Origin of the sequence: Mesorhizobium sp. M00.F.Ca.ET.216.01.1.1 (assembly GCF_004010325.2) — a bacterium.
GTDB lineage: Bacteria > Pseudomonadota > Alphaproteobacteria > Rhizobiales > Rhizobiaceae > Mesorhizobium.
Map to the genome: position 1 here is coordinate 111,585 of NZ_SADR02000016.1, position 14,284 is coordinate 125,868.

General features: G+C 57.3%; 8 protein-coding genes and 6 pseudogenes. 5 read left to right on the top strand and 9 right to left on the bottom strand.

The features are described from left to right. Positions 1-449: 449 nt before the first annotated feature. Positions 450-1,808, top strand: a complete 1,359-nt coding sequence (locus tag EN859_RS20955) for an MmgE/PrpD family protein (RefSeq protein WP_126038364.1) — start codon at positions 450-452, stop codon at positions 1,806-1,808. A 370-nt stretch (positions 1,809-2,178) separates the two neighbouring features. Here the strand turns inward: EN859_RS20955 and EN859_RS20960 are convergent. Together EN859_RS20960 and EN859_RS20965 are read right to left on the bottom strand one after the other, a co-directional pair. Further along, positions 2,179-2,564 (bottom strand): annotated as a pseudogene (locus tag EN859_RS20960) (IS21 family transposase); the annotation flags it as partial. Between the two features lie 531 nt (positions 2,565-3,095). After that, entirely contained in the window at positions 3,096-4,313 is a 1,218-nt protein-coding gene (locus tag EN859_RS20965; RefSeq protein ID WP_126038361.1) for an acetyl-CoA carboxylase biotin carboxylase subunit family protein, read from the bottom strand. Between the two features lie 607 nt (positions 4,314-4,920). Between EN859_RS20965 and EN859_RS20970 the strand changes: the two genes are divergently transcribed. Further along, a complete protein-coding gene (locus EN859_RS20970; RefSeq protein WP_126038358.1) occupies positions 4,921-5,313 on the top strand; it encodes a hypothetical protein in 393 nt (130 codons plus the stop codon). On the opposite strand, the pseudogene EN859_RS38705 reads toward EN859_RS20970, so the two are convergent. Then, positions 5,283-5,375, bottom strand: a pseudogene (locus tag EN859_RS38705) (AAA family ATPase); the annotation flags it as partial. The gene EN859_RS20970 and the pseudogene EN859_RS38705 overlap by 31 nt on opposite strands. On the opposite strand from EN859_RS38705, the gene EN859_RS20980 reads away from it, so the two are divergent. Further along, positions 5,338-6,135, top strand: coding sequence for a hypothetical protein (locus EN859_RS20980; protein WP_189350306.1), 798 nt, complete (start codon positions 5,338-5,340; stop codon positions 6,133-6,135). The pseudogene EN859_RS38705 and the gene EN859_RS20980 overlap by 38 nt on opposite strands. Here EN859_RS20980 and EN859_RS20985 read toward each other — a convergent pair. After that, positions 6,132-7,322: a Xaa-Pro peptidase family protein gene (locus EN859_RS20985; protein ID WP_126038352.1), complete on the bottom strand. Its 1,191-nt coding sequence runs from the start codon at positions 7,320-7,322 to the stop codon at positions 6,132-6,134. The genes EN859_RS20980 and EN859_RS20985 overlap by 4 nt on opposite strands. Positions 7,323-7,375: 53 nt before the next feature. Further along, complete coding sequence (locus EN859_RS20990) at positions 7,376-8,626, bottom strand: serine hydrolase (RefSeq protein WP_245525642.1); 1,251 nt, start codon at positions 8,624-8,626, stop codon at positions 7,376-7,378. A 978-nt stretch (positions 8,627-9,604) separates the two neighbouring features. On the opposite strand from EN859_RS20990, the gene EN859_RS20995 reads away from it, so the two are divergent. Then, a complete protein-coding gene (locus EN859_RS20995) occupies positions 9,605-10,366 on the top strand; it encodes a class I SAM-dependent methyltransferase (protein WP_126038346.1) in 762 nt (253 codons plus the stop codon). 383 nt (positions 10,367-10,749) lie between these two features. Here the strand turns inward: EN859_RS20995 and EN859_RS21000 are convergent. Beyond that, positions 10,750-10,957: pseudogene (locus EN859_RS21000) on the bottom strand (IS66 family transposase zinc-finger binding domain-containing protein); the annotation flags it as partial. A 150-nt stretch (positions 10,958-11,107) separates the two neighbouring features. Here EN859_RS21000 and EN859_RS21005 point away from each other — a divergent pair. Continuing rightward, positions 11,108-11,512 (top strand): annotated as a pseudogene (locus EN859_RS21005) (transposase); the annotation flags it as partial. 11 nt (positions 11,513-11,523) lie between these two features. On the opposite strand, the pseudogene EN859_RS39445 reads toward EN859_RS21005, so the two are convergent. The 3 genes and pseudogenes from EN859_RS39445 to EN859_RS39450 form a co-directional block, all read right to left on the bottom strand. After that, a pseudogene (locus EN859_RS39445) lies at positions 11,524-11,661 on the bottom strand (IS110 family transposase); the annotation flags it as partial. Between the two features lie 162 nt (positions 11,662-11,823). Next, on the bottom strand, positions 11,824-13,167 hold the full coding sequence (locus EN859_RS21015; RefSeq protein ID WP_245455138.1) for an MATE family efflux transporter: 1,344 nt from the start codon (positions 13,165-13,167) through the stop codon (positions 11,824-11,826). Between the two features lie 405 nt (positions 13,168-13,572). After that, positions 13,573-13,769: pseudogene (locus EN859_RS39450) on the bottom strand (hypothetical protein); the annotation flags it as partial. Between the last annotated feature and the right edge of the window lie 515 nt (positions 13,770-14,284).

Sequence of the window (14,284 nt, forward strand, 5' to 3'; positions counted from 1 at the left end):
AGCGCGGTCGCGAATTAGACGATGCTTTCCTATCATCGTCATCCGTAAGGCCGGTTTCGACGGGTTCTGGATCCACATGATTCAGAAGGAAAATGTCGAATGGCACGTGGCGACTCTGCTTTGATCGCAACCTCGCGTCGGCGCCGGACGAAGAGGGGTCGAAATCAGGGCCGTGACCTTAATCCGCGCGTTGTTCGTACATCTGCGCCGAGGGGTAGCCGCAGGGACAGCCCCAATCGAAGATCGCCGCCGCATCGTAGGCCAGCGCAGGGCTCATCGACAAGCGGATCCGGCACGTCGACCGATGGTGAAGCCGCCTTCTAACGGCATCGCAATTTGCCAAGTTATGCGGTGTCGAAACTATCTAGGATGGGGGCGTCCCTAGAAAATACTGTCATCATAGGAATTGGCCCGTTGAAGGCCGCATCAGAGATTGTGCGAGGTTTAACATGATCACCTTTTCCGAATTTGCCGGTAGCCTGACCTACGATGCCATTCCCGAGGAGGTCCGTGCCATTCTCAGGCGTAGTTTTGCAGACACGCTCGGCGTCGCGGTGGTGGGCGCAACCACGCAGATCTCGTCGATCACTAGGGAGATTGCCGATCGCCTATGGCGCTCGTCGCCTGAAATCGGCGCGGCCAGGATGATTTTCGACGGGCGCCCCGTCAGCCCGGCGGGAGCGGCATTCGCCGGCGCTTTTACCATTGATTCGATCGATGGCCACGACAACAACAGCCCCTGCAAGGGTCACGCCGGTTCGGCGGTGTTTCCTGCGCTGCTTGCTGTAGCGGATTCGCTTAGGCCTTCGGGCGCCGCAATTTCTGGAAGGGAATTCATGGTTGCGCTGGCCGTTGCTTATGAGGTTGCCTACCGCGCGGGTCTGACGCTTCACGGCACCGTCTCCGACTACCACACTTCAGGAGCGTGGACAGCGGTCGGCGTGGCGGCGGGAGTCTCCCGACTGCTGGGGCTCAGCCAGGAGCAGACGCGCCATGCAGCGGGCATTGCAGAATATCACGGTCCTCGCAGCCAAATGATGCGTTGCATCGATTTTCCAACCATGCTGCGCGACGGCGTCGGCTGGGGTGCGCCATCGGGCGTCATGGCAGCCTATTTGGCTGACCTCGGCTTCACTGGCGCGCCGGCGATCACGGCCGAGGGGGCCAGCGCCGAGCCGTGGTGGTATGATCTCGGAGAGGCTTGGCGTGTCGCTGAAGATACCTCATACAAACCCTATCCGGTCTGTCGCTGGGCGCATCCATCGATCGATGCCGCGCGCGAGTTGATGCATGACAACTACCTTTCCAGCAAGGATATCACGCGCGTCCGGATTCAGACGTTTCACTATGCCGTTCGGCTTGCTGGTCACAACCCGAAGACGCTGGACGAAATGAGCTATTCGATCGCGTTCCCGGTTGCGACGATGATCGTGCGTGGCAAAATAGGGCCGCAGGAGCTTTTGCCGGAGGTTCTGCAAGATGAAGAAATCCGACGCATTTCCAATGCCACCGAGCTTGTTGAAACCGAGCACTACACCCGCATCAGCGTGGGCAAGCGCTGGGCCGACGTCACGCTTTACCTAAAGGACGGCCGCCAAATCATGTCGGAGCCGCGCACGCCGAAAGGCGATCGCGACAATCCTATGAGCGCGGAAGAGTTCCACAGCAAATACGTCAATTTCACGAACGGTTTGATCAGCGAGGGCAGGGCCGAGGAGATGGAAGCGATGGCGCTGTCATTCGATCGATTGGACAGTAAAGGGCTTAGCCGTCTGATCGGCTTGACCGTTGCGCCACTTGATCACTGATCTTCGCCGCGGCCAGATTTACGGGGTTGGCCGGAATTATTTTCCGCCGGCTGTTCTTTTCGATCCATACCGCGAATCTCTATGAATGGTCAGGAGAACCGCTGAGCAACGGCGCAAGAGACGGAGACCAAAGAGAGCGCCGGTCCCAAGAAAATGCGCGCCGATCTTCTTACGCGATCCCAGACCGACGGAACGCCGCCCGGCGTCCGCCGGCCCACCCGCACGAATGATGCCACTGATCACTTGGCGATCATCGAGCGCGCAATGCTTTCGGGTGTGGGTCGGCGGATGCGGTTCAAGCAGCCCAACGTAAACTGCCCATCGCTGAGTCAGAAGCCCAATATCTCTCTGCAGTGTAGGGACGGATAGTCCCAAACTGATCGACCAAGTCCCGGTAAATCGCCTGGGCATTTCGCTTCAGGCGGACCTGTTCTTTTATCCACGCCCGATCCGGTTCACAGGCCGAGCGGGCCAGGCTGCTGGTGACCATCCCTCCCGACCCCAAAAGCCGATGGTCGGGGTGGAGGAATTCGGTCCTCCGAGGTTGCCGAGCCGGTGGTTACTTCCCGGGGGAATTTGCCTCCGCACCAGCCCGCTGCGCTCGGTAACGCCGAATCGTCTTGCGATCGACACCCGTCAGCCTTTGAATCTCGCGCTGGCTGGTGTTGCGATCAAGTGATGATAGTACGGTGCTTGCAGATGTGCCTTCAAGACGTTCAACTCCTGGCCCCCCGCTGTATGAAAGGGGCGAAAAATAAACGTCCTGCCTTAACGGCTAGCGCTCTCTCCAGTAGCCTTCCGGTGATCGTCAGAGGGGAGTTTCAGACCATACCCCGGGGGATTTGACCGACCCACGGGGGTTAGCCGCTGTTATGGAGATAGTAGGACACTCTGTTTGACGGCGACACTCCAGAGAGACATGACGATGGCCCAGGAGAAGACATTTGGGCCGCTGGCTCCGGTCATCTGCTTCGACGATGCGATGAGGTCGTGCACAAGGCCAACGACCCGATCTACGGCCTTGCCGCTACGGGTCCAATCTGAAGCGTGTCTGGCTGATGGCCGAGAAACATGGCATGGTGGAGCATCAACACCGGACGCATGTCTTCGGAAGCGGCGGCGTCAAGCAGTCGATGGAGACAACGTGAAATCGCCATTCGCAGTTCGGCCGCTGATCTGTAGCGTGCCGATCCTCCCATGCGTCCCAATTCAGCTTCTTGCTGCAAAGCTCAGCCCGTTCATGCTTCTAATTTGCAATTGCACCAAGGTCGGGATAGGGCATTGTTCCTAGTCGCCAAGTGACGGATATGGAGTGATCGACCAATCGATTAAGTCGACAGCACGTTGGAGTGTCACCTTGGCCTGAGCAAGGGTGGGCGAAGCGGCGATGATATGTCCAATCTTGTCTCGGTAATCGCCCTTCCTAACGATCCGCGTCTTGGGTTCAACGTAAAACTTGACCTCGGCCACACCCGATAGGTTTGCCGCGCGACGGTCGCCGTCGATCCAATCGAGGATGCCATCGCGATCAGGAACTAGAAACCGCGCGACAGCAGTATTCGAATACCTTCTACGCAAATTCCATTCGTTCCCGATGACAAGCTTGATGTGCTCGGTAACGAGATCAACACCGTAAGCCTGCTGAACCAGTTGGGGTACGGGCGTGCCACCAAGACGCGGATTGACTTCAATGACGACTGGTCCAAACCTCGTCCACCGTAGATCAATGTTCGTTGGTTGCCAGCCAAGGCCGAGAGCTCGCAAACAGCTCAACGAAATACCGACGATACGCTTTTGCTCGTCATCGGTCAGCGGGGCTGGATAGATGTACTCCCGACTGACGAAATGCGGGGGGGGGCCGAAGTCGATGGTCCCAATTCCAACGACCTCATTCCCAATTGTTTCAATGCTATAATGGGGGCCCTGAGCGAATTCCTCGACTAGTATCTTTGGCGAAGACCGCCATATGTGCTCCCCACCCAACAGGTAATCAGTATGTTCAGCAATCTCATCGACGGTGCGGCACAATCGGACGCCGCTGCTACCGATGCCAACGGCTGGCTTAACAATCACCGGCAGACCGATCTTCGCAGCACAGCTTTCTACGTCGTTCGCATTCGCCGCCAAGCGATAGGCAGGTATTGGAACGGCCGCGTCCGCGAGTAGCTGACGTTGAACGAATTTGTCGCAGCACCGTTCAATCGCTGCGGGGTCCGGTCCCGGCAGATCGTAGTATTGGCAGAGCTTGCCAACCGCCGCATTGACCGACTCCTGGGCGCTGGCAATGCCAGCTATGTCATAGGTCGCTCCTAGCAGGGAACATTCGCGGATCAGAGCATCGATGTCGTGTTCGTCGACACGGACCGCCTCAATTCCCGCGAGATATTCGTATACCTCTGGATCGGCTGAGAGGGTAATTGGATGGAGATCGAGACGCTTGGCCGCTTGGACGTATAGCGGACTGTTACTTGCTCCTCCAAGCAGGATTATGGCTCTTACTGCCATTGATATATCTCCGTCCTGTGCAGTGAACATGAAGTAAATTAGGATCCATTTTTCGACATTCGCATCAAATCGGATACCTTAACCGAATTTTCCAGGGGATATACCACTGAAAGCGAAATCCGGCCGCAAAGATTGTTTAACTTTATTCGAAGATTTTGTTGCAGAAACGTTCCCGGATGAGTGTCATAAGCAGATCGGCCTGAACCGTACCGGGTGCGGATCCATCCGCCGCAGGCCGCTGCCGCAAATGTCTATGGCGAGATAACGCAGTGAGCGCTGGAAGTCTCGGATTCAACCGGTAACGCCTCCAAGCCGCGCGATGGCGTGGGAGGTAAGAAGCAGACGCGGTGGGGCTCGTCTATCCTCACTGCAGGGCGCGGACAACGCGTTCGAGACGGGGAAGCTCTCATTGCCCTGGTCTTCCGCATCGCCTGGGGTAAAGCTCCCGCTACGGGCATGAAGGTTGGACGGAACATGGGAACTTGGACTGTCTGCCCAGCATGGAACTGGGCTCGCCGCGACGGCCGGAGTTGGACGGGTACCAAGGGCGGAGCTTCCGTATCGTCGCCCGCCTCACGGTGCTAAATGAAGTGCGCATGTCGAGAACGTGATCCGGGCGATCCTGCGGGGGCCGTCTAGCTGGGCAGGCCGTCCGCGAACCGCCTTCGCCGGTCGTGTGCGCGAGTTGGCCGGCACAGATCCGGTTGTAATGCCGCTGATGGAGCCGCTGCTAACGATCCTCGCCACAAAGCTGGGAGAGTTCGTCCGCCTGACGAAGCAGCTTCTCGGTCTCGTTCGCAAGGAAGAGGTCTGTCGGCGGCTGATGAGTGCGTATTCCGATGAAGCCGGCCACCATTCCGATTTCAAGGCGGCCATTTTTCGGTCTGATCCTGTCTTGTTGATGTTTGGGTTGGGTTTGGTTTCAGGTCAAGCTTCGGTGTTTTCGGCTGCGATCGGCGGGCGCTGTTTTCACATGCTTTCACCGGTGAGATCGAGATAGGCGTTGTGAGCGAGGCGATCCAGAATGGCGTCGGCCAAAGTTGGGTTACCAAACATCCAATGCCGCCACCATTCTCGACGGGGGGACCAGATCGCTATCGCCATCGCCGCGCTGGGCCAGATCGAAAAGGAGACGCGGCAGCTTGAGCGGCAGTGGGCGCTACGGCGCGAGCGGGCACGCTATGAGGCGGAAAGAGCACGACGCCAATATGATGCGGTCGAGCTGGAAAATCGCCTGGTGGCCCGGTCGTTGGAGCGCGGCTGGGAAGAGAAGCTGCGCGTGGCCGAGGCGATCGAACAGGATTATGAACGAAGGCGGTCTAACGAGCCCCTGGTGTTGAGCGAATCCGACCGCCAAGCGCTTCAAAAGCTGGGAGAAGACCTGCCTGGCATCTGGCACGCCCCTTCCACAACATCGGCCGAGCGAAAGGGTATCCTGCGCCTAATCATTGGCGAGGTCGTCCTCGACCAGAAGCGCTTCCAGGGCCAGGTCTGGCGCAAGATCCTGTGGCAAACTGGAGCGACCAGCGAGCATGCTCTCCAAAGGCGGGTCCACACCTATGGCGACTATGTTGATCTGGAGCGGCTGCGGAGCAGAGTGGTCGAACTCAACGCCGCGGGCATGCGGATGCTCAGGAAGAACATATGCCAGGCTCGCGGCAGCCACTTGAGCGCCCTTCCACCCCTTCCCGTCGACAGCAAGGACATCACCAAACCACAACAACCGCTCGGCGCGGCGATTACGCTTGGCTGCAACTCACGCGCTCACAAAGTCGCCGCACCAGAGTCTACGCCGAAAGACAGTGTGAGATATCCGAGCTAGACCTCGACCACGGTCAACTGCCGGTCATGTATGGTAAGGATCTCGCATCCTGTCTCTGTAACGACCCACGTCTCACTGAAACCTACCCCCGGCGTGCCAGGCGTTCGGTCCGTTAACGGGGAGTGGAAGGTCATGCCTGGCTTCAGCTCTAGGTCAATCCCTTCGCGGATGAAGTAAAGGTCTTCGCCCCACGTCGGAGGCAACCCCAGCCCGATGGAGTATCCTAATACAATTGGTACGGGACTGATCTCATTCATCCCGACGCCGACTTCCCGCGCGACGTCGTGCGCGGTGCGGCCCGGCTTAACCGCTTCAAATAGCAGGTCAAGCGTTTCGTTGATGATCTTCGACGATCTCTCAACCGCCGAGGAAGGCTTGCCGATGGAGACTGCGTGCATGATCGCGCTAGTGTAGCGCTGGTAAGCAGCGCCAAACTCTAGGATCACAGTGTCCCCAGTCTGAACGGGCGTACGCCTGAAAGTGGTATGCCAGATGCCGCTCCTTTGACCTGCTGACACGATAGGCTGCGTGCTGAAATACTCGCTACCCTCGCTGATAAGCGTGTGATAGAGAACCGCCGCCATCTGGTTGTCAGTGACCCCCGGCCTGATCACCGGCAATACAGCATCAACACCCTTCTTCGTGATCTGAGCCGCCTGACGCATGTAATCCACCTCTGCCGGTGATTTGATGATCCGCGGTTGCGCAGCCACCCCTGACGCGTCAATGAACGTCACATCGGGCAGCGCACGTTTCAATCCTTCGTAGAGATCGATGCTGAGACCGGCCCTTTTGGGCTCGATTCCAATCCGGCACCCCTCCAAGCTCCGCTCTTTGAGGATGCTTGCGAGCCCTTCCGCTTCTCCTCCGTATGACCATTTAATAACGCGGATGTCGTTCACCCACGAGGTGAGCATGGCGGGCCCGATTTCCAATTCGTGCATATGGAGAATGGGCTCACCTTCACGAGGCAGTATCAGACAGGAATACCAGCCCGAGCCGAAGCTTTGGTAACCGCTCAAATAGCTCACGTTGGGAGCGTACGTAACAAGGAGAGCGTCAAGGCCCTTCTCATCCATCACCTTCCTGACTTCACCAATTCGGAGCTGAAATTCTGACTCCGGAAACGCAATCTCTTTGACGACTGGCCGGCTCATGTAATCTTGGAGGAATTGCTCGTAGTCCATACTGGATTTTTTCCTTCTTCCCGGACTTAGCAGCCGTCAGGGATGGTAGGCGATTAGCCTCGCAGCAACCGTCCCACCTCCAACATTTGCGGAATGGTAATTGTATCACTGAACACAGAAGAAGCCATTGGATGCGATGCAAAGCGCGCGATCACCATCTCCGCTCCGGGCGCGACGTATAGTCGCTGTCCATGGATACCCATCGCTTCGATAGCCCCGAGCTCGTTGTGACTCACCCACCACATGTTGCGGTAGGAGTAGCCGGGCAATGCCTCGTCCTTGAATTTTGCGGTCTCTCCGCCGCTACGGATATCATCCACGACACCGGAAGGAATGAGCTGCTTGCCATCCCATTCACCTTCGTGTCGGATCAATTCGCCGAAGCGCGCGAGGTCGCGCAGGTTTGCGTACAAGCCGCCGCTTGCAGAGGGGATACCAGCGGGATCGACGACCAAATAGCCGTTCTCCTCGCAGTCGAGCGGGCGCCAAAGGCGATCATGCAGCAACTGCGCAAATGACCGGCCAGTCACACGTGACATCACCCAAGCCATGACCTGGGTGTTTACACTTTTATATGCGAAGACCTCACCATGCAGGCCTTCCTTGCGCACGCTGCGCAGATAGTCGCACGACGTCTGCGGGCCATCGTAGCCGACCGGGCGGGGCCGGGTGCGGCAGGCTCGCATGTAAATTGAGGAGCTGGACTGCTCACCGACCTCGTCTTCGCAATAGTCCAGACCGGTCTGCATGTCCATCACCTGGCGGAGCGTGGCATCTGTCCAGGCAGTGCCGCGCAGTTCGGGCAGGTAGTAGGGGATTCGCTTACTGTCGTCGAGCACGCCTTCGTGCACCAAAACTGCGGCGAGTGTACCCGCGTAAGACTTGGTAACCGAGAAGCAGGCATGGGGCAGATGTGGCTCAAGCGCGCCAAAGTAACGCTCAAAGACGAGGCGTCCGCGGTGCAGAACCACGATTCCGTCAGTATAGGTGTCGAACAGCGCCTCATCAAAGCGGCGGACGCGACCGTTGATGTCGCTGAACATCAACGTTTCCACTGCCGCGGCGTCAGCGGCGGATGGCGCGCCAAAGGAGAGCGGTGCATTAGCGCCGCGGCGCACAGACACAGTCGGCACGAGCTCCCGCATGTGCGAAAGGCTCCACCGGATTTCTGGAAAATCCAGAAAGCGGCCACCCTCGAACGAAATCTGCTTATCCGCGGGCGGCGGAGAACCTTGCATCCACCCTAGCGAACGCGGATCGCTCGCACGGGCGTCGGGATAGCATTGTCCGCCGAAATCGAGCATGCCTTCCGTTACGTTGCCGAGAGATGCACTCGATCCGTATTCTGTCATAGATTTTCGCTTTACCATTACAGCCGTCCAGCCAAATCGCCCACTCGCACAAATGTAAGTGGTGAATGTGCGTCTGGCTGGATCTAGTAGCACCACAGGCAAAGTAAGGTTTGCCGAAGATTGCCTCCAAAACGAAAAGGTTTTCGGAGAGAACGTTCGCGTCGAACACTAAGACGGGCGCCAACCATTCGACTGATCGCTTGAAGCGTCACATCGCCGGGAAAACGGATGTGAGAGACGTCATAGTCAACCTCACCACTGCCGACCTCTTCATCGCCGGTTACAGCACATCGTGGTCGGACGCCGAATGTCGAAGGAACTTTATAGCTGGCTTGGGGGATCTGGACAGAAACGATAAGTGGATTTTCCGCCTGACAACGGCAACGTGGTTGCCGCGATTCAAGAGCGGCCATGAGAGACCGGTAACTTCTCTGGGGCCAAACACGGTTGTTAGACTCGAGGAGTCCATCAGCAAAGAAGACCATGGCAGCGCTGCAGAACGTGGTCGTGAATCATGGGCGGAGACGTATGCCCCTTCTTCGCCGGGTTTGCCCGGATTGCCATACGTTCCGACCGGTCAAGGACTACACGACACGTCCGGAACCGGAACAGATCTTGCTTTCCTGCCTCGCTCCGTTCAGTCCTGGACATCTGCCGGCTCCGATTTGTCGCGACAGACGCCGTGAATCGTGCTTCGGCCCGCAACAAAACCCAAATCGGAAGTCGCAAGAAAACAGATCGCCGACTTGCCGTTTCTTGCGAAGTTGATAGCTGGAAAAGCCAATCCGCAGAAATATCACGGGCTTCCTGATTGGTAGCAGTCGATAAGTTAACAAACGAAAAAAAACAATAACAACTTTTTACTTTCGATTCGCCGGTTAAATGCTAAATGTACACGTGACGGGAGATTGACAGTGGAGATCTGCGCTTATGACCGACCTAGAAAATAAATGTAGGCCCTCGGATGAATCTAATGTATACTTTAATGAAGATTACTTGTATTTTGGTGATGTCGTAAATCCGCCTGAAGCGAGTGACAGGCAAGCAGACGCAATTTGGAACCTTCTTTCTCTCGTACAAGGCAGCCCAGTTCTTGAACTCGGATGTGGTTATGGGCGGATTACCAACCGGTTGGCGGAAAAAGGAGCGCGGCTAACCGGATTGGATATCTCGCCGATCTTGCTGAAAGAGGCCGTAGCGGATGCGGCTGAACGCCGGGTGGATGTCGAGTATGTTCTAGGCGACATGCGTTCACTTCCCTGGCGGGATCGGTTTGACGCGGCCTTTCTATGGTACGCCACATTTGGCTATTTCGGTGACGCGGACAATGAGAGAGTTCTTGGTGAAGCCGCTGCTTCACTTCGAAAAGGCGGGCGTCTGCTAATCGATTCCGTCAATAGTTTCGCTGTACCAAGCCACGAGGCGCCTACCTGCTACGTTGTGCAGCGAAAGGGCGATCTAAGAATCGACATGATGAGCAATGAGGTGCTAACCGGTCGTCGGCATTGCGACAGGCTCATCGTCCGTAATGGGTGCGTTAGACGAACGCATCTTTATATCAGACTCTATGGGTTTGCCGAATACGCTCGCATGTTGCGAAGCGCGGGATTCGAAAGTGTTGACGCTTATGGGGAGGAAGGCGCAGCGTTTACATCCGATGGTCCGCGCCTCGTCATTGTCGCGCGCAAATAATACCGGTAGCGTGTCTTACTATGCGGAAAATCTGTTGCGGCGGCAAGGACATCCAGGCAGGTGCTACGCCAAGGCTAGGCGCGCCTAATCGTGATGGCGGCGATTGAATCTTTGGCCTGTCTCATTTGGAATGTACAGCGAAAAGCGGCTCCGCTGTCCGCCTAACGTCTGATCGTGGACCTCTTGGAGTGGGTCGGATTGATCGAGGCAAAAGCCAATTGTTCGCAACTGCGACAGTTATTTTCGCAGTTGTTACATGCTCCGTTTTATGCGTGACAGCGTGTTGGAGAGGCTGGCGGATGTTTTTTAAGCGGTTGATTTGACGTAGGATTCGGTTGCTGAAGCCAACCCTTCCACCAAGTCTCGCGGGTTATGACCGACGACGCCGGAGCCTGGCTGATCGCCTCGCGGTCGCGGCAGGTGAACTTCTCCCGCAGTGCTGGATCACCTTCCATTGCCGCGCACCACCTCCAGGGTCTCGGTGATCTCCTCACCCAGCTTGCGCCACCTCGGTGGTCCGGCCGCGGCCTGTTCGGCGGCGATCTCGTCTTCCGTCGCTGTGCTCTCCAGTTCTTCAAAGGTGAGCTCCATCGTCGTCCGTGAAGAACTCAGAGTGCTTTGATTCTGTTTAACAATTTCCCCTGATTTCAGGTTTCAGATTGCCGAATTTCGTGGCTTAGAGGCTTCGATTTCCGGCAAATTGGATGCGCTTGTTGACGAAGCAGCGAGGGAAGAGAAGCGATGCGATCGAAGGAACGGCGCGAGAGCGGCCAGACGGATCTGTTGCGGTCCCGGCTCGGATCACATCCTCAATATGGATCATGCGCTGGTGAAGCTGGCCAAGACGATCGACTGGCGCTTCCTGGAAGAGCGGCTCGGCGAGGTCTATGACGACGATCCTGGCCGGCCGCCTTTGCCGACACGGCTAATGGCGGGACGGCCATTCTCAAGTCGATGCTGTCCGACGAAAGCCTGTGGGAACGCTGGCTGGAGAATCCCTGCTACCAGCTGTTCTGCGGCGAGGAGTTCTTCCAGTACCGTTTGCCCTTCGACCGCACTTCACTGACGCGCTGGCGGCTGCGTATGGGGGAAGAGCGGCTGATGGCGCTGCTCCAGGAAAGTCTTGCAGCGGCGGCCAGGCTGGGCGACTACCGATCTTAATACTTCCACAGTGCCACCAGCAGCTTGCGCGCCACCGCCAATGCCGAATTCCGCTGGCGCCGCAACAACAGCCAGGCCAATTGGATCAACGTCGTGCGCAATCTCGGATTGCCCGCCTTCGGCACGAAGCGCTTCTGCGTCCGCAGCATCATTCTTCTGGACGTAAGGTTTCACATAGGCCAGCGGCATCAGCCGCACATCATGCCGACAGCTCGCGCGCCCGAAAATGCAGTGCCCTCCCATGCGGCCCAGCTCCTGCAACCGAGCTCTGACATTGCTAAGTAGCCGATCGACAATCATCCTGCGAACGCAGAGCGGACACGGCGACGTATAACCGATAGTAAGCTTACGCCACGCACAATCAGAAAAATGTGAAGAGCAGCCCAGAGTCCGTGGTTGCCGAAGACCGGCCTGAACGCGAGCGAAGCGGCGATAAAGGCGGCGAAAGATATGAGCATCATGTTGCGTATGTCGCGCGACCAGGTGGCGCCGATGAAGATGGCGTTCATCTGCATGGCCAGCGCGCCGCTCAAGCTCCCGAAGGCAGCCCAAGGAAGATAAATAACTGCCTCCGCATACACATCCGGTGACTTCGTTATCGTGCCCAGTAACTGTTCGCCGAATGTGAAGGCTAAGACGCAGGGAAGGCTAGCGAGTGCGAATCCCCAGCCGGTTGTCAGCTTGACGGTGCGCAAGAACGCCCGCTGATCACGGGCTCCAAAAGCCCGACCGGCGAGTTGCTGGGCGGCCGCTGCGAACCCCTCGAGGAAATAACACGCAACCAGGAAAAAGTGCATCAGCACCGCGTTGGCGGCCAAGGTCAACGTGCCAAATTGGGCGCCCTGCCGCGCGAACAGGACGTATGCTCCCGATAGCACAAAGGAACGGATCATCATGTCGCCGTTGAGGCGAAGCAATTGCCTCATTGCCCCCATCTTGAACGTGTGCGGCCGCGCCATTTTTGGCATCGCGCGGAAGCGCCCAAAGAGGATGGTGATGCCGGCCATCGCGGCGGCGGCCTCTCCACACACAGTTCCCCAGGCGACGCCTGCAACGCCCCACCCGAGGTAAAGACCCAGGAAGATGGATGACGCGGTACTCACCCCGCTGAGGAGAAGCTGCAGGATAAGTCCGATGGCTGCATTGCCGCAGCCCAGAAAGTATCCGAGAATCGCATAGTTGATAAGAGAGGCAGGCGCCGAGATTAGGCGGATGCGGATGTATAGGCCCATCGTGGTGGTCACGGGCTGGTCCGCGTTCATGAACCATTCGCCGATCACCGCAATGAGCGGGGCGAGCAGGCCCAATGCCAACCCTGAACCCGCGGCGATGACAATTGCCCGCCAAAGGACTGCCCTTGCTTCCAGAGCGTCGCCCCTGCCCAAAGCTTGGGCGACTAATCCGGTCGTACCGGAGAGCAGGAAACTAAAACTCGTTAAGATGATATCGAAAACCACGCCTCCGGCCGCAAGACCTCCAATCAGCCGTGCATCGCCGAATTGGCCGACGACAATCGTGTCGATGAAGCCGATCATCGGGGTAGTGAGGCAGGCGAGCGCCATGGGAATAGCGATCGTCAGGACCTGCCGGTTGGTGACCTGGAATGGCCTGGAGCCGACAGGCGGCGCTTTTCCTTGCACGGTCGTCTCCTACTGGATCTGCTGCGACCTCTTGTCTGCCAGTGGCATGGCACGCAGCCCCAGGCCAAACTTGGGAGATTGAGATGTCTAAGGGACGCGAGTTTGACGGGTCTGTGACACTTTTTGCGTCCCTGTTATTTCGCCTGTAACATCGGACTGCCGGTCTCGAAGAGATGGCCGGGCGAGGTACTTTGGTCGATCGCGCTACCGGCAGATGCCCCCATTGACGAAGTCTCTTACAAGGCTCATGGCCCGTGGATCTATCTGCATCCCACTACCACAGCGTTGGCGAAGCGGCCGAGTTCTCGCTGCTGAGTGCCGCGATTTGGCAACAGCCGAGCACTTGTTTTGCCGGATGCGGAAGAGTCGTGGCCAGCCGAACCCTGTCCTAGTATCGATGGTAGTCCCAGCAAGATCATAGGTCATCCGTGGCGGCGAACATTCGCGGATCAGCGCATCGGCATCGTCTTTATCGAAACGGCTTGCCTCAATTCCCGAGAGGTAGTCGTACAGGGCCGGATCAGTTGCGGATAAAGACCGAGACGCTTGGCCGCCAGCGCATTTTTTATCGTACTTTGCACTAGAGCCGTGCAGGATACTATAAGTTGTCATTTATATTCGCTTCCAGAGACAAGAGCGGTTCCTTCACTCCTTAGCCGTGTCAAATCGGGAGTTCTGCCAAGACTGTACCATCGCCGATGAGCTTTATTCATAAAAATCCTGCAATTTTATTTTGAGCTTTTATTGCAACTGAATTCTGCTCAGGACGATGTCGTGAGGCGGCAATGTACGAGGAGGAAGGAGCCAGCGGCCGTGGTGCCTGACCTGTCGATCAAGGACGGGCCAACCAACAAGCAGCCTCTCTGGACGCCCTGAGTAGCAGCCGGGGACGAATGGCGGTTGTAACGGTTGCGGTGTTCATGACATCGGTCTATGCCGCAAACCCTGAACGCGAGTTAAGTTGATAACGCCCAAAATCATTGAGGACGCATGTGCCTCTGTAGCCTCTTGGACGATGGGCGAGATTTACGTTAATGGGCGGCTTCTTACGTGTTTCGGAATGCTGGGGCCACTCGCAACGCGCCCGACCTAGTGGTTTATGCCTGACATAAGAGTC

Bases quoted from the DNA above. Each gene is read 5' to 3' on its own strand.
- EN859_RS20990 (WP_245525642.1), bottom strand. From the start codon at position 8,626: ATGCTCGATTTCGGCGGACAATGCTATCCCGACGCCCGTGCGAGCGAT.
- EN859_RS20955 (WP_126038364.1), top strand. From the start codon at position 450: ATGATCACCTTTTCCGAATTTGCCGGTAGCCTGACCTACGATGCCATT.
- EN859_RS20980 (WP_189350306.1), top strand. From the start codon at position 5,338: ATGGCGTCGGCCAAAGTTGGGTTACCAAACATCCAATGCCGCCACCAT.
- EN859_RS20995 (WP_126038346.1), top strand. From the start codon at position 9,605: ATGACCGACCTAGAAAATAAATGTAGGCCCTCGGATGAATCTAATGTA.
- EN859_RS20985 (WP_126038352.1), bottom strand. From the start codon at position 7,322: ATGGACTACGAGCAATTCCTCCAAGATTACATGAGCCGGCCAGTCGTC.
- EN859_RS20965 (WP_126038361.1), bottom strand. From the start codon at position 4,313: ATGGCAGTAAGAGCCATAATCCTGCTTGGAGGAGCAAGTAACAGTCCG.